We start from the raw sequence: 22,245 nt of genomic DNA on the forward strand, positions 1-22,245 counted from the left end.
TTTGTGGGTTTGCCCGGGACCTTATGTCTGCTTCCATTCGAGACGCCATGCGCATGGCGGCGCTCTACCTCGTGCTGTCGGTACTGTGGCTGGCTCTGTCTGATCAATTATTGAACAGTCTTTTCGATGCTCCCGAGCAAATCGCCCGCTGGCAACTGATCAGCGCGCACTTCTGGGTGCTGTGCAGCGCCTTGCTGATTTTTGTCTCGCGCGCCCGTTTGCTCAACTTCATTGGCGTCGGCGTGCGCTTGCGCCGCGAGGACCGCGAGCGCCTGCGCATGGCGGCGGCGGTGTTCGACAGCACCCTTGAAGGGGTATTGGTCACCGACCGCGATGGCCTGATCGTGCACGTCAACCGGGCGTTCATGCAGATCACCGGCTACGACAAGGACGAAGTGCTCGGCCAGCGCCCGAGCAAGTTCAAGTCCGGCCGCCACGGCCCGGCGTTCTACCAGCAGATCTACGCCACCCTGGCCGAAAAGGGTGAGTGGAGCGGCGAGATCTGGAACCGGCGCAAAAGCGGCGAGGTGTATCCGCAATGGCAGACCATCTGCGCCATCAGCGATGACAGCGGCGAGTTGAGCCATTACGTTGCGGTATTCAGCGACATCAGCGCGATCAAGCATTCCGAGCGCGAGCTGGCCTACCTTGCCCATCACGATCCGCTCACCGACCTGCCCAACCGCCTGCTGTTCAACGACCGCACCCAGCAGGCCCTGGCCGCAGCGCAGAGCAACAAGCGCGGTTGCGCCTTGCTGCTGCTCGACCTCGATCATTTCCAGAGCATCAACGACAGCCTCGGTCACAACATCGGCGACCAGTTGCTCAAGGGGGTCGGCGAGCGCTTGAAGGCGCTGCTGGGCAACGGCGTGACCCTGGCGCGCCTGGGCGGTGACGAGTTCGCCGTGCTCGCCGAGAACTGCCCGCAGGTCGGCCAGGCCGCGGCCTTGGCCCAGAGCATCATCGACGGCATGAAGGCGCCGTTCGAAGTCGACCGCCAGCGCCTGTTCATCAGCGTCAGCATCGGCATCAGCCTGTTCCCCAGCGACGCCCTGAGCGCCGAGCAATTGCTGCGCAATGCCGACTCGGCGCTGTTCAAGGCCAAAACCTGCGGGCGCGCCGGTTATGCGCTGTACACCGAGGAGCTGACCGCCCATGCCCAGCAGCGGGTCGAAACCGCTGGCGAGCTGCGCCGCGCCCTGGAGCAGGAAGAGCTGCGGGTCTATTACCAGCCGGTGCACGACCTGTTCAGCAGCAAGATGATTGGCGTCGAGGCACTGGTGCGTTGGCAACATCCGCAGCGCGGGCTGGTGCCGCCCGGGGAGTTCATCCCGATTGCCGAACGCACCGGGCTGATTGCCGATATCGACACCTGGGTGCTGCGCCAGGCCTGTCTGCAGATGGTTAAGTGGCAGGCCGAGGGGCGGGCACTGGAGTTTGTCGCGGTGAATATTTCCAGTCGTCTGTTTGGCCATCGCGACCTCTATCAGCAGGTCGCGCAGGTGCTGCACGATACGGCGCTGGACCCCGCCCTGCTGGAGCTGGAAGTGACCGAAAGCGCGGTGATGGAAGACCCCGAGGTGGCGCTCGAGCAACTGCACCGCTTGCGTGAACTGGGCTTGCGCCTGGCCATCGATGACTTTGGCACCGGTTATTCGTCGCTGCTGCGGCTCAAGCGTCTGCCGGTGCAGAAGCTCAAGATCGACCAGGGCTTTGTCGCCGGCTTGCCTTGTGATGAAGACGATGTGGCGATTGTCCGGGTGATCATCGCCCTGGCCCGGAGCATGGGCATGCTGGTGCATGCCGAGGGTATCGAGCAGGCCGAGCAGGCGCGCTTTCTGCTGGAGCAGCAATGCCAGCTGGGCCAGGGCTACTGGTTTGGCCGGCCGGTGCCGGCACAGCAATTGCGCTGGGCTTGAGGGCCCTATCGCGGGGCAAGCCCGCTCCTATAAGTGCAGGTGCGGCGGGGCGGCGATCCGACTTGTCCCGCGAAACTCTATTTCAGTTATATAAAAATTCTTAAATAGTATTTTTAAGAATATTCGCGCCCCCCTAAGATTGCCCTCAAGCCAGGCGCAGTCGCTCCCCTTCACGCACTGCACGGCACCCATATCACAGGAGCACGAGCATGAGCGCATCTCTGCGTAGCGTTGACGGTCAGGACGAAGCCACCATTCTGCGCGAAATCCAGAGCGCCCTGCGCGACCTGCGGTTTGGCGCGGTGGAAATCACCGTGCACAACGCCCAGGTCGTCCAGATCGAACGCAAGGAAAAGTTCCGCCTGCAGAACCCCGGCAACAAGCCCAGCTGATTATCGCGCCACCTAATTAGAAAAATACGCCAATCGGGAGCTTCACCATGTCCATCCGCCGTTATGCCCTGGCTGCACTCGCCAGCGCCGTTTTTGCCGGTTCCGCAATCGCCAAGGACTACGAACTGCTGAACGTGTCCTATGATCCGACCCGCGAGTTGTATCAGCAGTACAACGCCGAGTTCATCAAGCACTGGCAGCAGGCTCACCCGGACGACAAGGTGAAGATCCAGCAGTCCCACGGGGGTTCGGGCAAGCAGGCCCGCGCGGTGATCGACGGCCTGCGTGCCGACGTGGTGACCCTGGCCCTGGCCGGCGACATCGACGAAGTGGCCAAGCTCGGCAAGACCCTGCCGGACAACTGGCAGACCCGCCTGCCGGACGCCAGCACCCCGTACACCTCGACCATCGTCTTCCTGGTGCGCAAGGGCAACCCGAAAGGCATCAAGGACTGGGGCGACCTGATCAAGAAGGACGTCTCGGTCATTACCCCGAACCCGAAAACTTCCGGCGGCGCCCGCTGGAACTTCCTCGCCGCCTGGGCCTACGGCCTGAAAGCCGGTGGCAGCGAAGCCAAGGCCCAGGAGTACGTGAAAGAGCTGTTCAAGCACGTACCGGTACTGGACACCGGCGCCCGTGGCTCGACCATCACCTTCGTCAACAACGGTCAGGGTGACGTGTTGCTGGCCTGGGAAAACGAAGCCTTCCTGGCCCTCAAGGAAGACGGTGGCGCCGACAAGTTCGACATCGTCGTGCCGTCGCTGTCGATCCTTGCCGAACCGCCAGTGGCGGTGGTCGACAAGAACGCGCAGAAAAAGGGCAACGAGCAGATCGCCGAGGCGTACCTCAAGCACCTGTACAGCCCGGCCGGGCAGAAGATCGCGGCCGAGAACTTCTACCGTCCGCGTGATCCGCAAGTCGCCGCCGAATACGCCAAGCAGTTCCCTAAACTGGACCTGGTGACTATCGACAAAGACTTCGGTGGCTGGAAAACTGCCCAACCCAAGTTCTTCAACGATGGTGGCGTGTTCGACCAGATCTACACGGCGCAGTGATGCCCGGCAGGATAATCGCCGTTCAGTAGCCAGCATGGGCCCGGGATTCGTCCCGGGCTTCGTGCGTTCAACCAGGGACCTTTATGTCACGTCGTATTTCCCCCGTCATACCCGGCTTCGGGCTGACGCTGGGCTACACCTTGGTGTACCTCAGCCTGATTGTGCTGATACCGCTGGCCGCCATGTTCATACATGCCGCCCAGCTCACCTGGGAGCAGTTCTGGGCCATCGTCAGTGCCCCGCGGGTGCTCGCGGCGCTCAAGCTGAGCTTCGGCACTGCCCTCTACGCTGCCATCATCAACGGCATCATCGGTACCCTGCTGGCCTGGGTGCTGGTGCGCTACACCTTTCCCGGGCGCAAGATCATCGATGCGATGATCGACTTGCCGTTCGCCCTGCCTACTGCGGTGGCCGGCATTGCCCTGACCGCGCTGTACGCGCCAGCCGGCCTGGTCGGCCAGTTCGCCACCGACCTCGGTTTCAAGATCGCCTACACCCCCTTGGGCATCACCCTGGCGCTGACTTTCGTGACCCTGCCGTTCGTGGTGCGCACGGTGCAGCCGGTGCTGGCTGACATTCCCCGTGAAGTCGAAGAGGCCGCCGCCTGCCTGGGCGCCAAGCCGCTGCAGGTGTTCCGCTACGTGCTGGCGCCGGCGTTGTTGCCGGCCTGGCTGACCGGTTTTGCCCTGGCCTTTGCCCGTGGCGTTGGCGAGTACGGTTCGGTGATCTTCATTGCTGGCAACATGCCGATGAAGACCGAAATCCTGCCGCTGCTGATCATGGTCAAGCTCGACCAGTACGACTACACCGGCGCCACCGCCATCGGCGTGTTGATGCTGGTGGTTTCCTTCATCCTGTTGCTGCTGATCAACTTGCTGCAGCGGCGCATCGAAACCCCTTGAAGGAGGCCACGTCCATGTCTGCGACTTCTATTGGCGCGGCCGCTTCGGCCAATGCCGCCCGCCGTGGCAGCGCCACTTCACGGCGTATCCTGATCAGCCTTGGCTGGTTGATCTTCGCCCTGTTCCTGCTGCTGCCGCTGGTGATCGTGGTGTCCCAGGGCCTGAAAATGGGCCTGGGCACGTTCTTCGAGGCGATCTTCGAGCCCGACGCCCTGTCGGCGTTGAAGCTGACCCTGATCGCCGTGGCCATCTCGGTGCCGCTGAACCTGGTGTTCGGGGTCAGCGCTGCCTGGTGTGTGAGCAAATACAACTTCCGTGGCAAGAGCATCCTGGTCACGCTGATCGACCTGCCATTCTCGGTGTCGCCGGTGATCGCGGGCCTGGTCTATGTGTTGATGTTCGGCGCCCAGGGCCTGTTCGGGCCGTGGTTGCAGGATCACGACATCCAGATCGTCTTCGCCTTGCCGGGTATCGTTCTGGCGACCATCTTCGTCACCGTGCCGTTCGTGGCCCGTGAACTGATCCCGCTGATGCAGGAGCAGGGCACCCAGGAAGAGGAGGCCGCGCGCCTGCTCGGCGCCAACGGCTGGCAGATGTTCTGGCACGTGACCCTGCCCAACATCAAATGGGGCCTGATCTACGGCGTGGTGCTGTGTACCGCGCGGGCGATGGGCGAGTTCGGTGCGGTGTCGGTGGTGTCCGGGCATATTCGCGGGGTCACCAACACCTTGCCGCTGCACGTCGAGATTCTCTACAACGAATACAACCACGTTGCGGCCTTCAGCGTCGCCAGCCTGTTGCTGATCCTGGCGCTCTTCATCCTGCTGCTCAAGCAGTGGAGCGAGTCCCGTATTAACCGTCTGCGCCATAACGCGGCGGAGGAATAATTCATGTCGATCGAAGTTCGTAACGTCAGCAAGCGCTTCAACGCTTTCCAGGCTCTGGACAGCATCAACCTGGATATCCACAGCGGCGAGCTGGTGGCTTTGCTCGGCCCGTCCGGCTGCGGCAAGACCACCCTGCTGCGGATCATCGCCGGGCTGGAAACCCCCGACCAGGGCAGCATCGTCTTCCACGGTGAAGATGTCTCGGGCCACGATGTGCGTGATCGCAACGTCGGTTTCGTGTTCCAGCACTACGCGCTGTTTCGCCACATGAGCGTGTTCGACAACGTCGCCTTCGGCCTGCGCATGAAGCCCAAGGGCGAGCGCCCGAACGAAAGCAAGATTGCCGAGAAGGTCCACGAGCTGCTGAACATGGTCCAGCTCGACTGGCTCAGCGACCGTTACCCCGAGCAACTGTCGGGCGGCCAGCGCCAGCGTATCGCCCTGGCCCGCGCCCTGGCGGTGGAGCCCAAGGTACTGCTGCTCGACGAGCCGTTCGGTGCCCTGGATGCCAAGGTACGCAAAGAGCTGCGCCGCTGGCTGGCGCGCCTGCACGAAGACATCAACCTGACCTCGGTGTTCGTTACCCACGACCAGGAAGAGGCCATGGAAGTCGCCGACCGTATCGTGGTGATGAACAAGGGCGTGATCGAGCAGATCGGCTCGCCGGGCGAGGTCTACGAGAACCCGGCCAGCGACTTCGTTTATCACTTCCTAGGCGATTCCAACCGCCTGCACCTGAGCGAAGGCCAGCACGTGATGTTCCGCCCGCATGAAGTGTCGCTGTCGCGTCACGAGATCGAAGGCCATCACGCGGCGCAGGTGCGCGACATCCGTCCGCTGGGGGCGACGACCCGGGTGACCTTGAAGGTCGAAGGGCAGAGCGAGCTGATCGAGGCCGAGGTGGTCAAGGACCATGACAGCCTGAGCGGTCTGGCGCGTGGCGAGACCTTGTTCTTCAAGCCCAAGGTCTGGCAGAAAGTGGCCAATATCTAAGGGCCTCATCGCGGGTCAAGCCCGCTCCCACAGGTACTGCATACACTGAACCCTGTGGGAGCTGGCTTGCCAGCGATGGGCTGCAAAGCAGCCCCTACCACACCCCGATCTTCACCACGCTGTCCTCGCGCGGTTCGCCATAGCGAAACCATTGCCCACGCCGCTCGATCTCGGCATGGTTGATGGTGGTCCGCCGCTTCAAGCTCCTGAGCCATTCGAACAGATAACCCTGGTGGGCCTCGCGCACGCTGGCATAGGCCGGGTCCGCACCCAGGTCGTGCAGCTCTTGCGGGTCGTTGAGCAGGTCGAATAGCTGTGCGCGAAAGCCGTCATAGGCCAGGTACTTCCAGCGCTCGCTGCGCACCATGGTCATCCGGCAACGGTCGATCGGCTGGCCCAGGCGCTCGCGGGCCGGGGCCTGGAAGGCGTAGTCGTATTCGGCGATGGCATAGCTGCGCCAGGCGCTGGCGGTGCCATGCAACAGCGGAATCAGCGAACGCCCCTCCAGCCGATGCTCGGCACTCGGCAGCCCCATCGCGTCGAGGAAGGTCGGCAGCGCATCGATGGTTTCCACCAAGCGCTCATCCACCGTGCCGCGGCTGACATCCGCCGCCGCCCGTGGATCACGCACGATCAGCGGTACGCCCACCGCAGGCTCTAGCAAAAACTCCTTTTCGCCCAGGCCATGGTCGCCGAGAAAATCACCGTGATCACTGGTGAACACAATCAGCGTGTCATCCCAGCGGCCATTGCTTTGCAGCACATCGAACAGGCGCCCGAGCTGGTCGTCGATCTGTTTGATCAGGCCCATGTAGGTGGGGATCACTTTCAGGCGTACCTCTTCGCGAGAGAAGTTGAGGCTTTCCTGGTGCTGGCGGAACGCGGCATACACCGGATGGTCGTTGCCTGGCTGAACAGCTATCGGCGCCTGCACCTGGCTGGCGTTGTACAGCGCGTGGTAAGGCGCCGGGGCGATGTAGGGCCAGTGCGGCTTGATGTACGACAGGTGCAGGCACCAGGGCTGCTCGCCCTGGGCCTGGATGAAGTCGATGGCGCGGTCGGTGCTGTAGACCGTCTCGGAGTGCTGCTCGGGCAGGCGCGTGGGCAGGTCGGCGTTGCGCATGTGCCAGCCGCTGAGAATTTCACCGTTTTCGCCTGCGGCGGCATTGGCCCAACTGTGCCAGGGGTTGTCGCCGGTAAAGCCGTGGTCGCGCAGGTAGCGAGTGTAGGGCGCGCTTTCGCGCTTGTCGGCGAACAGCGGGTCGTCGGGGAAGATGCCATCGTGGCGGGCAACCGGTTCGAACCCCACCTCGTTGAGCTGCTCGGCCATCAGCGGGTCGATGGCCAGCTGTTGCAAGGCGTCCTGGTTCGGCGTGGCGTGGGTCTTGCCCACCAGCGCGGTGCGGATGCCGGCAGGGCGCAGGTAGTCACCGAGGGTCAGTTCATCCAGCGGCAGCGGCACGCCGTTCCAGGCCACCTGGTGGCTGCTGACATAACGCCCGGTGTAGGCCGACATCCGCGACGGGCCGCAGATGGTGCCCTGGGTGTAGGCGCGGCTGAAGCGCACCCCGGCGGCGGCCAGGCGGTCGATGTTCGGCGTGTGCAGATGGCGGTGGCCATAGCACGAGAGGTAATCGCGACGCAGTTGGTCGCACATGATGTACAGCACGTTGCGCACGTCAGTGGGGTGGGGCATGGCAGTCACCTGGGCAGATTTCAGTTGACTGTTTTCGCCGCCCGGGGCGCGTATCACAAGCGCATTTGCCGAATGCAGTCGATGCGTTTTGCGCAATGGCTCAGATCGCCAGTTGCTCCAGGTTGCAGGCGTCGAGGGCGCGGTCGGCCTGATCAGTGAGGATGATCTGTTCGATCATCGCCTCGGCCAGCGGCGACAGGCGCAGGCGCGCCTGGCTGACGATGCCGTAGCGGGTGTAGAGCTCTTCGCAGTCGTCACTCAGACCGTCGATGCTCAGCCGCACCAGCTTGCCGTTGGCGTTGTGCAGGGCGTCGCTGTAGGCGCCGCAGATGCCGATGGCATCGGAATTGAGCACCACCCCAAGCAGGCTGTAGCTGTTTTCGCATTCGACATTGGCGACGAAATCCGGGCGGCCGCTGAGGTCGGCGATCACCTTGCGCAGGTTGGGTGGGCGCAGGGTGACGGCCAAGGGGTAGTGCAACAGTTGCTCGGCGCTGACGCTCGATAGCGCCGCCAGCGGGTGCCCGGCGCGGCAGCAAAAATGCCAGCGTCGAGGCCGCAGGCGCAGGGTCTGGTATTGCGGGTCGGCCTCGAAGCTGCGGGTGTCGGCGACGAAGAATTCGAACTCCTCGGCCAGCAGGCGCTTGTTCAGGCTCTGCCAGTCATCGACCTGAAACTGCACCCGCGCCTTGGGGTAGCGGCCGATGAAGCCGCCAATCGCCCGTGGCACCAGGCCCGCGGCGGGCGCCGGGCCGCAGCCGAAGCGCAGCTCGCCGGCTTCCAGGCCATTGAACTGGCTGATCTCGTTGCTCAACTGGCGCGCGCCGCTGATCAGCCGGCGCGCGTGTTCGAGCACCACCAGGCCCTGCTTGGTCGGTGGCAGTTCTTTGTGTGAGCGGTCCACCAACTGGCAGCCGGCGCTGTGCTCCAGGGCCTGGATGCTGCGGCTGAAGGCCGATTGCGAGAGGTTCACCGCGGTCGCCGCGGCGACGAAGCTGCGGTGCTCGGCAAGGGCAATCAGGTGGCGGAGTTGGCGCAGGTCTATATGCATTTTTCACATAAAAAGTATCGGGCAAATGCATTTGCTCTGCCTCTGGTGCACTCCTTATAAAGGCAATCTCTTATGCAGTAAATGTATGTCGAATCATAAATAAATAACTTAAAGGAATATAAATTCCTTTGCCAGGAGCCGCCCATGAGCCCGACCCTTCGCGCTGCACCCTTGTCTTCACGGCGGCTCCAGCGCCTGCCCCTGGCCTTGCTGCTGGCCGGCAGCGCGCACTGGTTGCCGGCTCAGGCCGCCGACTCGGCAAAGCCTGAGGTCAAGGCCAGCGACAGCCAGCTCAAGACCGTCACCGTCACCGCCCGGCGCCGCGAAGAGAGCGCCCAGGACGTGCCGACGCCGATCAGCGTGCTTGACGGCCAGGCCCTGGAAAGCCAGCGGGTGTATCGCATTCAGGACCTGCAGCAGCTGGTGCCCAGCGTCAACGTCGCCTACATGCACGCGCGCCAGTCCAGCGTGTCGATCCGCGGCCTGGGCAACAACCCGGCCAGCGACGGCCTGGAAGGCAGCGTCGGCCTGTACCTGGACAACGTCTACCTCGGCCGCCCGGGCATGGCCGTGTTCGACCTCATGGACATCGAGCAACTGGAAGTGCTGCGCGGCCCGCAGGGCACGCTGTTTGGCAAGAACACCACCGCCGGGGTGATCAACATCAGCACCCGTGCGCCGAGCTTCACCCCCGAGCGCAGCATCGAAACCTCGGTGGGCGAGGATGGCTACTTCCAGACCAAGGGCACCTTGTCCGGGCCCTTGAGCGAGACCCTGGCCGGGCGCATTTCGGCCTACCGCACGCGCAACGATGGCGACATCAAGAACGAATTCGACGGCCATACCCTCAACGGCGGTTCGCGCCAGGGCTTTCGCGGCCAGCTGCTGTACAAGCCCAACGAGCAGTTCAACCTGCGCTGGATCGGCGACTACAACGAAGAGGACTCCAGCGCCGGCACTCGCCTGCTGTACAGCACCGGGCCGACCATCAACGGCGTCAACCGCTATGAAGCGCGGGCCCAGGCGGCCGGGGCGACGCTGGTCGATGGCAGCAAGCGCAAGGTCAACCTCGATGACGATCAGCAGGTCACGGTGTTCCAGGGCGGGACTTCCCTGGAAGCCAACTGGACCCTGGACAACGACTTCACCCTGACCTCGGTAAGCGCCTACCGCTGGTGGGACTTCACCCCGCGCAACGATGATGGCCTGAACGTGCCGGCGGCCTACAACGCCGGGGTGTCGGTGCGTGATAAACAGTACTCGCAGGAATTTCGCCTGGCCTCGCCAACCGGCGGCTTCTTCGACTATGTACTGGGTGCCTATTACTTCGGCTCCGACCTGGACAACAAATCCTTCGTCCATTACGGGCCCCAGGCGGATATCTGGAACGGTACGCCGGCCGGAGCGCTGGCCAATGTCAGCAGCGTCGGCAAGGGCCATATCAAGACCGACAGCTTTGCCTTGTTCGCCCAGGGCACCTGGCACCTGACCGAGCGCCTGGATTTCACCGCCGGGGTACGCGGCACCTATGAGGAGAAAAGCGCCTGGGTCGATCGCGCCGCGCCCGTCGGTGGTGCGGCGGTTGCAGGCGCTGCGGCAACTGCGCGCCAGGGCCGGGTGGGTGCTTATGACTCGGGCGACCTCAACCAGTACAGCACCAGTCCGTCGGGCTTGCTCAACCTGAGTTATCGCTTTACCGATGACCTGCTCGGCTACACCACCTTGTCCCACGGCGAGAAGTCTGGTGGCGTCAACCTGGCGGTCGGTACCGCACCGGTTGCCGGCGCCGATTCGCTGCTGATCGGCACCGAGCGCGCCAACAACGCCGAGCTGGGCTTGAAGAGCACCCTCTGGGACCGTCGCCTGCAGCTCAACGCCAACCTGTTCTGGACCGAGGTGCACGGCTACCAGACCAACGCCTACGACGACGCCAACCGCGTGCAGTATCTGACCAATGCCGGCTCCGTGCGCTCACGCGGGGTGGAGCTGGAAAGCACGCTGATCCCGGTGCGTGGCCTGACCCTGAACATCAACGGCTCCTACAACGACGTGCGGTATCTGTCTTACAAGGACGCCCCGTGCGCGCCGGAAGTCGCCCTGCAACCGGGGGCACCGGCGGCCTGCGACCTCAGTGGCCACCAGGTAGTCGGCGCGTCGAAATGGATCGCCAACGCCAACGGCCAGTACCAGTGGGATCTGGACAACGGCCTGCAACCTTACCTCACCGCCAGTTACGCCTTCCGCTCCAAGGCGGTGGGCACGGTCGAGGACTCTGACTTCGCGCAAATCCCCAGCTACGCCGTGGTCAACCTCTCCACCGGCTTGCGTGGCGACCTTGGCCAGGGCCAGTGGGATGTCTCGCTGTGGCTGAAGAACGCTTTCGACAAAACCTACTACACCACCCTCTGGAGCGCGGCCAACGGCGGTTATGAAGGCCTGCTCGGCACCCCGCGGACCTTGGGTGTGACCGGCCGCTACGACTTCTGAAACGGTGTTTTTCGATGCCTTTGGCGAATATTTTTCATGCCCTGCAGGCATGGCGTTTCAGGGCGTTGGCGCCAGCCCTTGAAGGGCGCGGCTTAGAGCGGTTCGACCCATTTGTATATGTATTTTGGTTCTATCCATAACTTTAAAAATTACTTTAAGACATAAGTAACAGAAGTTGATGATCCACCCCAGCGAAGGCAATTGACCTGCCTTCGACGAAACGCACTCACGTCCCAGGAGTTGATCAATGGGTAATGTCCAGACCGCCGCCAGTGCTCACGATGTGCTTTGGCGCCAGTCGCCGAGCGGCGAGCTGGTCGACCTCGGTCGCCCGCTGCGGTTGCCGCTGGCGCAGTTGCGTCTGCAAAGCACGCCGAAAAGCGCGCTGAGCCGTCGGGAGAAGATTCTGCTCGGGGTGTTTGCCCTGGCCTTGCACGGTGCGCTGGCGTACTGGGTAAGCCAGGCGCCGACCCCGGTGTTGCCGGTGGTGCCGCCGGAAATTCCGCCGATGACCATCGAGTTTTCCCAGCCAGCGCCACCGGCCGTCGAGCCGCCTCCGCCTCCGCCTCCGGCGGTGGTCGAGCCGCCGCCACCGGTGGTTGATGAGCTGGCCGCCAAGCCTGCGCCCAAGCCGGTACCCAAGCCCAAGCCGAAACCTGTGCCCAAACCGGTACCCAAGCCTGCGCCCAAGGCGGTCGAGCAACCGCCCGCACCGCCACAACCGGCAGCACCACCAGCGCCCCCGGCTCCGCCGGCACCAGCGCCGGTGACCCCGGCGTCGGCCAACGCCGCGTACCTGAAGAACCCGGCGCCGGAGTACCCGTCGCTGGCCCAGCGTCGCGGCTGGGAAGGCACGGTGTTGTTGCGGGTGCGGGTACTGGCCAGCGGCAAGCCGGGTGACATCCAGATTCAGAAAAGCAGTGGCCGCCAGCAACTCGACGACGCCGCCCTGGCTGCGGTCAAGCGTTGGAGCTTCGTCCCGGCCAAGCAGGGCGACGTGGCCCAGGACGGCTGGGTCAGCGTACCCATCGACTTCAAGATCCGCTAATTCGCGCTAACAGAAGAGAGTATTGATCATGACTGTATTGGCATCCCCCCTCGAATCCATCGAAAGCGCGGTGATCTGGCTGCTGGTGGGCTTCTCCGTCGTCACCTGGGGCCTGGCCCTGGTCAAGGGCGTGCAGTTCGTGCGCCTGAAGAACCAGGACAAACGCTTTCACAAACAATTCTGGGCGGCTTCAAGCCTGGATTCCGCTGCCGAGCTCAGCCATGCACAACCCGGCGCCGCAGCCCGGGTCGCCCAGGCCGGTTACGCCGCTATCGCGGTCGGCGAGCCAGGCCAGCAAGCCAGCGACCTGAGCCAGGCGATCAACCATCAGGACCGCCTCGAACGCGCCCTGCGCCAGCAGATCGTGCGTGAGCGCCGCTCGCTGGAAACCGGCCTGGCGGTAGTCGCCAGTATCGGCAGCACCTCGCCCTTCATCGGCCTGTTCGGCACCGTCTGGGGCATCATGGAAGCGCTCAAGGGCATCAGCGCCGCAGGTTCGGCGAGCCTGGAAACCGTGGCCGGGCCGATCGGTGCGGCGCTGGTCGCCACCGGTGTCGGTATCGCCGTCGCGGTGCCGGCGGTGCTGGTCTACAACTACTTCCTGCGCCGCCTGAAGCTGACCGCCGCCGACCTCGATGACTTTGCCCACGACTTCTACAGCCTGGCGCAGAAGAGCGCGTTCCGGGTACTGGTGCACCCGACTGCCTACAAGGTCGGCGCTGGCCAGCACACCCAGAAAGTGAAGGAGGCATCCTGATATGGCCTTCTCGACCCAGGACAGTGACGAAGTACTCAGCGAGATCAACGTGACGCCGCTGGTGGACGTGATGCTGGTGCTGCTGGTGGTGTTCATCGTTACCGCGCCACTGCTGACCAACGCCATCCCGATCAACTTGCCCAAGACCGAGGCCGTGGCTCCGGTGGAACAGAAGGATCCGCTGGTGGTGAGCATCGACGGCGGCGGCAAGCTGTTTATCAACAAGGACGAGATCCAGCCGGATCTGCTGGAAACCAACCTGCAGGCGGCCAAGGCCAAAGACCCGGAACTGCGCGTACAGCTGCAGGCCGACGATGGCGTTAATTATGGGGAGGTGGCGCGCGCCATGGCCTCGATCGAACGTGCCGGAATCACCAAGTTGTCGGTGATCACCGCCCGCTGAGCAACATCTCTCAGGCAATGCTTCAGGGACCGGTCCTTCGGCAGGGGGTGGTCCCTTTTTTTATGGAAAATTTATATTTTGGTTATTAATAAATAGCTTCTTATTCCTTTACGAATATAACCACCCCCCTATACTGAGCCTCATGCACGCAAACGCAGCAGGAGGCGTCCCATGCGCAACGAGTCGATCCGTTACCTGATTGTGCCGGGCTGGCAAGGTTCGCCAGACGAGCATTGGCAAACCCACTGGCAGCAGGTGCTGCCCAACAGCGCCCGGGTCGAGCAGGCCGACTGGTTGAACCCGCAGCGCCAGGACTGGGTCGCAACACTTGAGCAAGCGGTGGCCGCCGATGAGTCGCCGGTGATCCTGATCGCCCACAGCCTGGGTTGCATCACCGTTGCCCATTGGGCCGCGCAAGCCAGCGCCACCCTGTTGCGCCGGGTACGCGGTGCCTTGCTGGTGGCGCCGGCTGACGTCGAGCGGCCGACCTGTGCGCCGGCACTGCGCAACTTTGCACCGATTCCGCAGCTGCTGCTGCCGTTCCCAAGCCAGGTGGTCAGCTCCGACAACGACCCGGCTGTCAGTGTCCCGCGGGCCATGCAGCTGGCCCGTGCCTGGGGCGCCGAAACGGGCTTCCTCGCAGGTGCCGGGCATATCAACGTCAAGTCCGGGCACCGTCGCTGGGAGCAGGGCTTCGCTTACCTGTACCGCCTGCAGAACCGTCTGGAACAGCACGCTCTACGCCGCGCCTGAGCTTCAGGCGCTGACCATTTGCCTTGATTCGAACGCCCGGCCGGAAAGCGCCAAGGGCGGGAGTTTGCCATGAGTAATCACGACACCTTCGGCCAGCCTTTGTTGACGTTTCCCGAGCTGGACAAGAGCCCGCTGAGCATCCGCGCCAAGGCGCTGGTATTCGTCGATCCGCGGTCGCGGCAATTGCGCGAAGAGCTCGAGCTGCTAGCGCCCCTGGCCCTGCCAGTGCTGATCCGCGGCGAAACCGGGACTGGCAAGGAATTGCTGGCCCGCCAGATTCATCGCGCCAGTGATCGCGGCGGCTTGTTTGTTTCGGTCAGCTGCGGGGCGATCAGCCCGACCTATGCCGACGCCGAGTTGTTTGGCTACAGCGCCGGTGCCCACAGCGGCGCGGCCAGCAGCCGGGCCGGATGGTTCGGCTCGGCCAACGGCGGCACCCTGTACCTGGACGAAATCGCCGACCTGCCGCTGCCGATCCAGATCAAGCTGCTCTCGGCGCTGGAAAACCGCGAAGTCACCCGCGTCGGTGCCCAGCAACCAAACCCGGTGGACGTGCGCCTGGTCGCCGCCTCGAGCATCGACCTGGCCGAGGCGGTGAGCGCCGGCAAGTTCCACGACCGCCTGTACCACTACCTGCGCGAAGGCCAGCTGGAGCTGCCGGCCTTGCGTGAACGGGTCGGCGATATCCTGCCGTTGGCCGAGTATTTCGTTGGTATCTATAGCCCGCGCCTGAACCTGCCGGTGCCGTTGATCAGCGAAGCGGCGCAGCGGGTATTGGAGCTGCACAGCTGGCCGGGCAATACCCGTGAGCTTGAGAACGTCATTCACTTTGCCCTGCTGGTCAGCAGCGGTGAAGAAATCCTCCCCGAGCATTTGAACCTGCCGACACCCTTGAGCGCTCTGGCCAGCCAGCTGGAGCAGCTTCTGAGCCTTGGTGAGCCGGGTGAGCGCAGTGCTCTGCAACAATTGCTGGAGAAGACTCTGTTGCGTCTGACGCAACCCGCTGCCTGATGCCATGTATGGGGTGCATGGCGGCGTCCGTTAAAAATGGCATAAGCAGCAAAATAAAAGATATTGTTCTGGTATAAAAAATCTAGGTATTGTCCGCTTCAAGCCAGCTAGCAAAGTGCTGGCAACCCCCATCTTCGCCGTCGCCCGATGGCCATGTATTCGAATAAGGACTGCGCATGAAAAAGGCTCTGTTGTTGACTGCTCTGGCGGCCGCTCTGTCGGTTGCAGGTTTTGCCCAGGCGGGCGAGAAGCTGGTAGTTGCCGCTACCCCGGTACCGCACGCGGAAATCCTCGAGCTGATCAAGCCGACCCTGGCCAAGGAAGGTGTGGACCTGGAGATCAAGGTATTCACCGACTACGTGCAGCCTAACGTGCAGGTCGACCAGAAGCGCCTGGACGCCAACTACTTCCAGACCCTGCCGTACCTGAAGAACTTCAACGAAGGCAAAGGCACCCACCTGGAAACCGTGATCGGCGTGCACGTCGAACCCTTCGGCGGCTACTCGAAGAAGGTCAAGAGCCTGAGCGAACTGAAGGAAGGCGCTACCGTTGCCATTCCTAACGAAGGCAGCAACAGCGGTCGTGCCCTGCTGCTGTTGCAGAAGGCTGGCCTGATCACCCTGAAGGATCCGAAGAACGCCCTGGCGACCCCGAAAGACATCGCCGAGAACCCGAAGAAGCTGAAGTTCCGCGAGCTTGAATCGGCCATGCTGCCGCGTGTGCTCGATCAGGTCGACCTGGACATGATCAACACCAACTACGCCCTGGAAGCCGGCCTGAACCCGGCCAAGGACGCCCTGGTGATCGAAGGCGCCGACTCGCCGTACGTGAACTTCCTGGTGGCCCGTCCGGACAACAAGAACAGCGACGCCATCCAGAAGCTGGCCAAGGCCCTGACCAGCCCTGAAGTGAAGACCTTCATCGAGAAGAAATACAGCGGCGCGGTACTGCCGGCGTTCTAAGAGGCTACACACACACACACACACACACACACATCCTGTGGGAGCGGGCTTGCCCCGCGATGCGATCTACCAGTCAAATCGCATCGCGGGTCAACCTTGCTCCCACAGTGCTTTCAATTCCCCGCATTGACCGCCCGGCGCAATGCCGTCAGCCACTTGATCAGTTCTTTTGCATCGAGAGTGGGGGCGCTATTCATCCTTTGTCTTCCTTGTTGGTGTGATGGGTCGACAGCGCTTGGATGGCATTTTCAGCAGAAAGATCCCGTCACCGCCAAGGATTTCGCAGGTTAGCTGTTTGGGTGATATCAATATGCAATAAAGGTATTTAAAGAAATATTTTTATACCTTTAGAGTCTACCTATTGTGCTCACCCGCACTGACAACCCCTGTGTAGAGCCGCCCGTTTACCCTCGGGCCGGTCCGAGATCCTGTCCATGTCGCATCGTCATCGTCTGCCGAGGCTCACTCCATGAGCTTCGACTTCGCCTTTATCCTTAGCACATTGCCAGCCTTTCTCAAGGCGGTGGGCGTCACACTGCAAGTCGGCCTGATCGCCATCGGTACTTCGCTGCTGGTGGCGCTGGTCAACGCCGCGATTCTGGTTTACCGCACGCCGTACCTGCAGCGCCTGGTCAAACTCTACGTGGAGCTGGCGCGCAACACGCCGCTGCTGATCCAGCTGTTCTTCGTTTACTTCGCCTTGCCGGAGCTGGGCCTGAAGATTTCCGGCTTCGCCGCGGCGATCATCACCATGACCTTCCTCGGCGGCGCCTACCTCACCGAGGTGCTGCGCGCCGGCGTCGAGGCGGTGCCGGTGGCGCAACTGGAGTCCGGCCGCTCGATCGGCCTGTCGGAAGGCCAGTTGCTGCGCCATGTGATCCTGCCGCAGGCGGGGATCCTCAGCCTGCCGGCGCTGTTCGCCAACTTCATCTTTTTGCTCAAGGAAACCACCGTGGTGTCGGCGGTGGCGGTGCCAGAGATCCTCTACACCACCAAGAGCTACATCGCCCTGTATTACAAGACCTACGAGATGCTCGCGGTGCTGACGCTGATCTGCGTGCTGTTGTTCCTGCCTTTGTCGCTGCTGCTCAGCCGCCTGGAACGGAGGCTGCAACATGGCCAGTTCGGGTCTTGAGTTGTTGCTGGTGTCTTTGCCGCAACTGGGCAAGGGCGCTGCGCAAACCCTGGCGATTTCGGCGCTGAGCATCCTCTTTGCCACCCTCGGCGGCGTGCTCTACGGCGTGCTGGCGACCTTGGGCAAACGCAGTGTGAACCTGCTGCTGCGCATCTACCTGGAGCTGTTTCGGGCGATTCCGGTGCTGGTCTGGTTGTACCTGCTGTTCTTCGGCCTGCCGATTTTCTTTGCCGTGAGCATCCCAAGCTTCTGGTGTGCGGTGCTGGTGCTGTCGTTGTGGGGCGCCAGCGAAGTGGGCGAAGTAGTGCGCGGTGCGCTGCAGTCGTTGCCGCGCGGGCAGCGTGAAGCGGGGCTGTCGATCGGTCTGTCCGGCGCGCAGCTGTATGGCTACGTGCTGCTGCCCCAGGCGCTCAAGCGCATGACCCCGCCGACCATCAACATCTACACGCGGATCATCAAGACCAGCTCGCTGGCCGTGCTGATCGGCGTGGTCGATGTGATCAAGGTCGGCCAGCAGATCATCGAGCGCACCTACGAGTCGGTGCTGATCTATGGCGCGCTGTTCCTGTTTTTCTTCTTCATTTGCTACCCGCTGTCAGCCGCCTCGCGCGCGCTGGAGCGTCGCTGGACACACGCATGAGCGCACTGATCGAGTTCAAGGGCTTCAATAAATTCTTCGGCGAGCAGCAGGTGCTCGACCACGTCGACCTGCAGGTGCGCAGCGGTGAAGTGGTGGTGATCCTCGGCCCCAGCGGCTGCGGCAAGAGCACCTTGCTGCGTTGCCTCAATGGCCTGGAAAGCGCCCACAGCGGCAGCCTGCGCCTGGCCGGTGAAGAGCTGCTGACGCCTGGCACCGACTGGCGCCAGGTGCGCCAGCAGGTCGGCATGGTGTTCCAGAGTTATCACCTGTTCGGTCACATGAGCGTGATCGACAACCTGCTGCTCGGCCCGCTCAAGGTGCAAAAGCGCGAGCGCCGCGAGGCCCAGGCCCAGGCCGAAGCCCTGCTGGCCCGGGTTGGCCTGCTGGACAAGCGCGACGCCTTCCCGCGCCAGCTTTCCGGGGGCCAGCAGCAACGCATCGCCATCGTCCGCTCGCTGTGCATGAACCCGCAAGTGATGCTGTTCGATGAAGTCACCGCGGCGCTCGACCCGGAAATGGTCAAGGAAGTGCTGCAGGTAATCCAGGGCCTGGCGCGCGACGGCATGACCCTGCTCATCGTCACCCATGAAATGGCCTTCGCCCGTGCGGTGGCCGACCGCATCGTGTTCATGGAGGCCGGCAGGATCCTTGAACAGCGCGACCCCGAGAGCTTCTTTACGAACCCGCAAAGCGCACGCGCGCAGCAGTTCCTGGAGAAATTCTCCTTTGTTGAAAGCCTGCCCAAAACACCCGCAAAGGAATTGTCATGAAAACTGCCAAGACGTCGAAACTGCTGTTGTCCCTACTCGGCCTGGCCTTGCTGGCCGGCTGCAACAAGGCTGAAGAACCGGGCAAGCCGGCCGCCGCTGGCGCCGCTCCGGCCACCAGCTATCTGGAAACCATCAAGGCCCGCGACAAGCTGATCGTCGGCGTCTTCACCGACAAGCCGCCATTCGGCTTTGTCGATGAGGCCGGGCGCTATGCCGGTTTTGATACCGACATCGGCCGCCAGTTTGCCAAGGACCTGCTCGGCGACGAGAACAAGGTCGAGTTCGTGGCGGTCGAGCCTGCCAGCCGTATTCCGTTCCTGCAAAGCGACAAGGTCGACCTGATCCTGGCCAACATGACCGTGACCCCGGAGCGCAAGGAAGCGGTGGAGTTCACCAACCCCAACCTGCGGGTTGCCGTGCAGGCCCTGGTGCCGGAAGGCAGCAGCGTGAAAAAACTCGATGACCTGGCCGACAAGACCACCATCGTCACCACCGGCACCACCGCTGATATCTGGCTGACCAAGAACCATCCGGACTGGAAGCTGCTCAAGTTCGAGAAGAACACCGAGTCGCTGCAGGCCCTGGCCAGTGGTCGTGGTGATGCCTATGCCCAGGACAACCTGATCCTGTTCAGCTGGTCGAAACAGAACCCGGGCTACCGCGTGCTGGAAGAAAAACTCGGTGAGGAAGCGCCGATTGCACCGGCGGTGAAGAAGGGCAACATCGAGCTGCGCGACTGGGTCAACGCCGAACTGGCGCGCCTGGGCGAGCAGAAGTACCTGCTCAAGCTGTATGACCAATATGTGCGCAAGGAACTGAGCGATGACACCAAGCCTGAGAGCGTAATTGTCGAAGGCGGTAACTGGCAGGGCTGATCAATCGCGGGGCAAGTCGGGTCGCCGCACCGCCGCTCCCATCAGTGTCGGTAGGAGCGGCGGTGCGGCGACCCGACTTGCCCCGCGAAGCTTTCAAGGCACCAGCTTCAAGGTGCTCTGCGCCGGAATCACCCCCATCTGCGCCTTGTGGTAGCGGCCCTCGATATAGTCCTTGGCCTGGTCGCCATAGTGGCGGTCAAACAACACCCCGCTTTGCCCGACCGGGTTGATGGTCAGGGCCTGGCCGGCATCGGCAAAGTCGATCAGGCGCCGGGTCGATGGCCCATAAGTCACCGGCCATGGCGCCGGGCCGATTTTCGCCGACAGGTTGTTGGGCACTTCATGGCTGCCCGGCGCGGCGAACGGGCCGACGTTGAACAACAGGTTGAGCGGCTTCTGCAGCCCCAATGGGTGGTTGTGGGTCAGGGTGTGTGCCTTGCCCCATTGCCAGCCGGCCGGGTCGTTGCCGAAGGTCTCGCGCAGGTGCGCCAGGGTGTTGCCCCAGGCCTGCTTCACCGCTGCGGTGCGATCGCCTTGTTCGCTGCTGCCCTGTTTGCCCCACCAGGGTGAACCGACGTCGGCCGCCAGGCGCGGCAATGCGGCGTCGATGGCGCGGGTGCTGATCAGGGTCTGGAACCAGGTGTCGCCCAGCTCGTCGTGCAGCGCCGCGTAGGCCAGTTCGTAGAGGAACTGGTTGAACAGCGTGGCACTGACCGAGTCCACCGGATAGTCACCATTCCACGCCGCCAGTTGCTCGACCAGTTCCTTCTCCTGATCGCCCTCGGCCACTTCGCGCAGCACTGCCAGTAGCGGCGCCAGGGTGCGCGGGCCGTAATCGGTGGCGGTGTCCAGTTGCAGCGCCTGGCTGTTTTGCTGGTCCCACTTGATCTGCGGGTCGGCCAGGTGCTGGTTCAGGCGCTGGCCACGGTCGGCCAGGTTGTAATAGCCCGGCACCGGTATGTTCGCTGGCGGCTGGAAGTTGGCCGAGACGATGTAGCCGCTGGCCGGGTTCTGCGCCTGCGGGTTGGCGCTGAAAGGATAAAAACCGAGCTTGTCGGCCTGCGCCGTACTGCCATCGAGAATGAAGCCCGGGTTGACTCCGGCAGGGCGAATCGGCAACTGCGCCGCCGCCCACCAGCCGATATCGCCACGGGCGTTGGCCCAGATCAGGTTGAGCCCGGGTGCCTGGATCTTCGCCGCCGCGGCGCGCATCTTGTCGAGGGTGTCGGCACGGTTGACCTGGTAGAAGCCATCGAGGATCGGGTTCTCGGTCTCCAGGAACGCCCACCACACGGCAATCGGCGTCGGGCCCGCCATGTCGCCCAGCACCGTGTTGACGATCGGCCCGTGGGGCGAGCGGCGCAGGGTGATGTCCACCGGCGCCTCGTTCTTCACCGCGATCTGCTCGTGGGTCTGGCTCAGGGTTTGCCACTGGCCGTTGATCTTGACCTGCTCGGGGTTGTCGGGGTTGACCTGTTCGGCGATCAGATCGACGTCATCGTTCTGGAACATGGTCAGGCTCCAGCCGAAGTCGCGATTGTGCCCGAGCGATGCGAAGGGATTGAGCGCCTGGTGATAGCCATAGAGGTTGAAGCCGGGTGCGCTCAGTTCCGCCTCGTACCACACCGATGGCACGGCGAAACTGATATGCGGGTCGCCGGCCAGCAGCGGCTTGCCGCTGCGCGTGCGGCTGCCGGCAATGGCCCAGGCATTGCTGCCTTCGTATTGGGGAATGCCGGCATCGCCCAGGGCTTGCTGGCTGAGCTGCGCAAGCTGCTGCAGGCTTTGCCAGTCGCTGGCGGCCAGGGCTGGCGTGCTGGCCAGGGCGCCTTGCGGGTTCCAGTCGAGGTCGAAGATCTTCAGGTAGTCGGCGCCCAGCTGGTCACGGATATAGGTCAGCGCAGGCTCGGTGCGAAACGCTGCGGCAAAGCTGTAGGCCATGTAGCCGGCGATGCTGATGGTGTCCTGGGCGGTAAAGGGCCGTGGCGAAATGCCCAGCACGTCGAACTCCATCGGCTTGGGATGGCTGTCCTGCCAGGCGTTGACGCCCTCAAGGTAGGCCTGCAGGGCCAGCCAGGCGGGCGAGGTTTTGTCCTGGCGTTCGACGTAAAGCTCGGCTTGCTCGCGAATGCGCAGGCTGCGGAACAGGGTGTCGGTAGCGACCAGTTTGCTGCCAAGGATCTCGGCCAGCTCACCACGGGCCAGGCGGCGGATGATCTCCATCTGGAACAGGCGATCCTGGGCATGCACATAGCCCAGGGCACGGTACAGGTCGGCCTCGTTCTGCGCCTGGATATGCGGCACGCCGCGGGCGTCGTAGCGCACATTGACCGGTGCCTGCAGGCTGCTCAGGGTAACCTCGCCCTGGCGTTGCGGCAGCTTGCCGTGCACGTACCAGTAGCCGCCGCCGGCGGCCGCGGCGATGACCACGGCGAGGAAAGTCAGGCTGCGCTTCATCGTGACTCCTTGTGCTTTTTAGCGGATCGTGTGGTCCGATCATCGAGGTAAA

At 63.2% G+C, this 22,245-nt stretch carries 20 protein-coding genes; 17 read left to right on the top strand and 3 right to left on the bottom strand.

The features are described 5' to 3' along the window. The first annotated feature begins 23 nt into the window (after nucleotides 1-23). From dibA to LOY37_RS00865, 6 genes are all read left to right on the top strand, one after another. Entirely contained in the window at nucleotides 24-1,919 is a 1,896-nt protein-coding gene (gene dibA, locus LOY37_RS00840; RefSeq protein ID WP_258716130.1) for a phosphodiesterase DibA, read from the top strand. Nucleotides 1,920-2,128: 209 nt separating this feature from the next. After that, on the top strand, nucleotides 2,129-2,311 hold the full coding sequence (gene oscA, locus LOY37_RS00845; protein ID WP_007941032.1) for a sulfur starvation response protein OscA: 183 nt from the start codon (nucleotides 2,129-2,131) through the stop codon (nucleotides 2,309-2,311). Between the two features lie 47 nt (nucleotides 2,312-2,358). Beyond that, nucleotides 2,359-3,366, top strand: coding sequence for a sulfate ABC transporter substrate-binding protein (locus tag LOY37_RS00850; RefSeq protein WP_258716131.1), 1,008 nt, complete (start codon nucleotides 2,359-2,361; stop codon nucleotides 3,364-3,366). An 83-nt stretch (nucleotides 3,367-3,449) separates the two neighbouring features. Continuing rightward, on the top strand, nucleotides 3,450-4,268 hold the full coding sequence (cysT, locus tag LOY37_RS00855; RefSeq protein WP_010222098.1) for a sulfate ABC transporter permease subunit CysT: 819 nt from the start codon (nucleotides 3,450-3,452) through the stop codon (nucleotides 4,266-4,268). A gap of 14 nt (nucleotides 4,269-4,282) precedes the next feature. Continuing rightward, a complete protein-coding gene (gene cysW / locus LOY37_RS00860) occupies nucleotides 4,283-5,155 on the top strand; it encodes a sulfate ABC transporter permease subunit CysW (RefSeq protein ID WP_045201758.1) in 873 nt (290 codons plus the stop codon). Nucleotides 5,156-5,158: 3 nt separating this feature from the next. After that, complete coding sequence (locus LOY37_RS00865; protein ID WP_045201760.1) at nucleotides 5,159-6,148, top strand: sulfate/molybdate ABC transporter ATP-binding protein; 990 nt, start codon at nucleotides 5,159-5,161, stop codon at nucleotides 6,146-6,148. A 94-nt stretch (nucleotides 6,149-6,242) separates the two neighbouring features. On the opposite strand, the gene LOY37_RS00870 is transcribed toward LOY37_RS00865, so the two are convergent. Further along, nucleotides 6,243-7,844, bottom strand: coding sequence for an alkaline phosphatase family protein (locus tag LOY37_RS00870; protein WP_258716132.1), 1,602 nt, complete (start codon nucleotides 7,842-7,844; stop codon nucleotides 6,243-6,245). A 100-nt stretch (nucleotides 7,845-7,944) separates the two neighbouring features. Then, nucleotides 7,945-8,895, bottom strand: coding sequence for a LysR family transcriptional regulator (locus tag LOY37_RS00875; protein ID WP_258716133.1), 951 nt, complete (start codon nucleotides 8,893-8,895; stop codon nucleotides 7,945-7,947). Between the two features lie 144 nt (nucleotides 8,896-9,039). Here LOY37_RS00875 and LOY37_RS00880 point away from each other — a divergent pair, with 144 nt between their 5' ends. From LOY37_RS00880 to LOY37_RS00930, 11 genes are all read left to right on the top strand, one after another. Next, nucleotides 9,040-11,382 (top strand): TonB-dependent receptor, encoded by a 2,343-nt coding sequence (locus LOY37_RS00880; protein WP_258716134.1) that lies wholly within the window; start codon nucleotides 9,040-9,042, stop codon nucleotides 11,380-11,382. A gap of 247 nt (nucleotides 11,383-11,629) precedes the next feature. After that, nucleotides 11,630-12,430 (top strand): energy transducer TonB, encoded by an 801-nt coding sequence (locus LOY37_RS00885; RefSeq protein WP_045201766.1) that lies wholly within the window; start codon nucleotides 11,630-11,632, stop codon nucleotides 12,428-12,430. Between the two features lie 28 nt (nucleotides 12,431-12,458). Further along, nucleotides 12,459-13,187: a MotA/TolQ/ExbB proton channel family protein gene (locus tag LOY37_RS00890; RefSeq protein WP_258716135.1), complete on the top strand. Its 729-nt coding sequence runs from the start codon at nucleotides 12,459-12,461 to the stop codon at nucleotides 13,185-13,187. A 1-nt stretch (nucleotide 13,188) separates the two neighbouring features. After that, the gene (locus LOY37_RS00895; RefSeq protein WP_045201768.1) at nucleotides 13,189-13,590 is read left to right on the top strand and encodes a biopolymer transporter ExbD; all 402 of its coding nucleotides are present in this window, start codon (nucleotides 13,189-13,191) and stop codon (nucleotides 13,588-13,590) included. A 171-nt stretch (nucleotides 13,591-13,761) separates the two neighbouring features. Beyond that, the gene (locus LOY37_RS00900) at nucleotides 13,762-14,343 is read left to right on the top strand and encodes an alpha/beta hydrolase (protein WP_258595807.1); all 582 of its coding nucleotides are present in this window, start codon (nucleotides 13,762-13,764) and stop codon (nucleotides 14,341-14,343) included. A gap of 69 nt (nucleotides 14,344-14,412) precedes the next feature. Then, complete coding sequence (locus LOY37_RS00905; RefSeq protein WP_258716136.1) at nucleotides 14,413-15,354, top strand: sigma 54-interacting transcriptional regulator; 942 nt, start codon at nucleotides 14,413-14,415, stop codon at nucleotides 15,352-15,354. Nucleotides 15,355-15,530: 176 nt separating this feature from the next. Next, nucleotides 15,531-16,316, top strand: coding sequence for a MetQ/NlpA family ABC transporter substrate-binding protein (locus LOY37_RS00910; protein WP_045201774.1), 786 nt, complete (start codon nucleotides 15,531-15,533; stop codon nucleotides 16,314-16,316). Between the two features lie 469 nt (nucleotides 16,317-16,785). Beyond that, nucleotides 16,786-17,451, top strand: coding sequence for an amino acid ABC transporter permease (locus LOY37_RS00915; RefSeq protein ID WP_038997719.1), 666 nt, complete (start codon nucleotides 16,786-16,788; stop codon nucleotides 17,449-17,451). After that, nucleotides 17,432-18,091, top strand: coding sequence for an amino acid ABC transporter permease (locus tag LOY37_RS00920; RefSeq protein ID WP_093377382.1), 660 nt, complete (start codon nucleotides 17,432-17,434; stop codon nucleotides 18,089-18,091). The genes LOY37_RS00915 and LOY37_RS00920 overlap by 20 nt, the downstream gene beginning before the upstream one ends. Next, entirely contained in the window at nucleotides 18,088-18,861 is a 774-nt protein-coding gene (locus tag LOY37_RS00925; protein ID WP_045201779.1) for an amino acid ABC transporter ATP-binding protein, read from the top strand. Before LOY37_RS00920 ends, LOY37_RS00925 begins: the two co-directional genes overlap by 4 nt. Then, the gene (locus tag LOY37_RS00930) at nucleotides 18,858-19,736 is read left to right on the top strand and encodes a transporter substrate-binding domain-containing protein (RefSeq protein ID WP_258716137.1); all 879 of its coding nucleotides are present in this window, start codon (nucleotides 18,858-18,860) and stop codon (nucleotides 19,734-19,736) included. Before LOY37_RS00925 ends, LOY37_RS00930 begins: the two co-directional genes overlap by 4 nt. 93 nt (nucleotides 19,737-19,829) lie before the next feature. On the opposite strand, the gene LOY37_RS00935 is transcribed toward LOY37_RS00930, so the two are convergent. Next, entirely contained in the window at nucleotides 19,830-22,193 is a 2,364-nt protein-coding gene (locus LOY37_RS00935) for a penicillin acylase family protein (RefSeq protein ID WP_258716138.1), read from the bottom strand. Nucleotides 22,194-22,245 lie beyond the last annotated feature (52 nt).

The organism is Pseudomonas sp. B21-012 (assembly GCF_024749305.1).
In the GTDB taxonomy this organism is placed as follows: Bacteria; Pseudomonadota; Gammaproteobacteria; order Pseudomonadales; family Pseudomonadaceae; genus Aquipseudomonas.

What these genes read in the sequence shown, in the direction of transcription:
- LOY37_RS00935 (WP_258716138.1), bottom strand. Translation starts at nt 22,193, where the DNA reads ATGAAGCGCAGCCTGACTTTCCTCGCCGTGGTCATCGCCGCGGCCGCC.
- LOY37_RS00920 (WP_093377382.1), top strand. Translation starts at nt 17,432, where the DNA reads ATGGCCAGTTCGGGTCTTGAGTTGTTGCTGGTGTCTTTGCCGCAACTG.
- LOY37_RS00915 (WP_038997719.1), top strand. Translation starts at nt 16,786, where the DNA reads ATGAGCTTCGACTTCGCCTTTATCCTTAGCACATTGCCAGCCTTTCTC.
- cysW (WP_045201758.1), top strand. Translation starts at nt 4,283, where the DNA reads ATGTCTGCGACTTCTATTGGCGCGGCCGCTTCGGCCAATGCCGCCCGC.
- LOY37_RS00930 (WP_258716137.1), top strand. Translation starts at nt 18,858, where the DNA reads ATGAAAACTGCCAAGACGTCGAAACTGCTGTTGTCCCTACTCGGCCTG.
- LOY37_RS00900 (WP_258595807.1), top strand. Translation starts at nt 13,762, where the DNA reads ATGCGCAACGAGTCGATCCGTTACCTGATTGTGCCGGGCTGGCAAGGT.
- oscA (WP_007941032.1), top strand. Translation starts at nt 2,129, where the DNA reads ATGAGCGCATCTCTGCGTAGCGTTGACGGTCAGGACGAAGCCACCATT.
- LOY37_RS00850 (WP_258716131.1), top strand. Translation starts at nt 2,359, where the DNA reads ATGTCCATCCGCCGTTATGCCCTGGCTGCACTCGCCAGCGCCGTTTTT.
- LOY37_RS00865 (WP_045201760.1), top strand. Translation starts at nt 5,159, where the DNA reads ATGTCGATCGAAGTTCGTAACGTCAGCAAGCGCTTCAACGCTTTCCAG.
- LOY37_RS00910 (WP_045201774.1), top strand. Translation starts at nt 15,531, where the DNA reads ATGAAAAAGGCTCTGTTGTTGACTGCTCTGGCGGCCGCTCTGTCGGTT.
- LOY37_RS00890 (WP_258716135.1), top strand. Translation starts at nt 12,459, where the DNA reads ATGACTGTATTGGCATCCCCCCTCGAATCCATCGAAAGCGCGGTGATC.
- cysT (WP_010222098.1), top strand. Translation starts at nt 3,450, where the DNA reads ATGTCACGTCGTATTTCCCCCGTCATACCCGGCTTCGGGCTGACGCTG.
- LOY37_RS00905 (WP_258716136.1), top strand. Translation starts at nt 14,413, where the DNA reads ATGAGTAATCACGACACCTTCGGCCAGCCTTTGTTGACGTTTCCCGAG.
- LOY37_RS00870 (WP_258716132.1), bottom strand. Translation starts at nt 7,844, where the DNA reads ATGCCCCACCCCACTGACGTGCGCAACGTGCTGTACATCATGTGCGAC.
- dibA (WP_258716130.1), top strand. Translation starts at nt 24, where the DNA reads ATGTCTGCTTCCATTCGAGACGCCATGCGCATGGCGGCGCTCTACCTC.
- LOY37_RS00925 (WP_045201779.1), top strand. Translation starts at nt 18,088, where the DNA reads ATGAGCGCACTGATCGAGTTCAAGGGCTTCAATAAATTCTTCGGCGAG.
- LOY37_RS00895 (WP_045201768.1), top strand. Translation starts at nt 13,189, where the DNA reads ATGGCCTTCTCGACCCAGGACAGTGACGAAGTACTCAGCGAGATCAAC.
- LOY37_RS00880 (WP_258716134.1), top strand. Translation starts at nt 9,040, where the DNA reads ATGAGCCCGACCCTTCGCGCTGCACCCTTGTCTTCACGGCGGCTCCAG.
- LOY37_RS00885 (WP_045201766.1), top strand. Translation starts at nt 11,630, where the DNA reads ATGGGTAATGTCCAGACCGCCGCCAGTGCTCACGATGTGCTTTGGCGC.
- LOY37_RS00875 (WP_258716133.1), bottom strand. Translation starts at nt 8,895, where the DNA reads ATGCATATAGACCTGCGCCAACTCCGCCACCTGATTGCCCTTGCCGAG.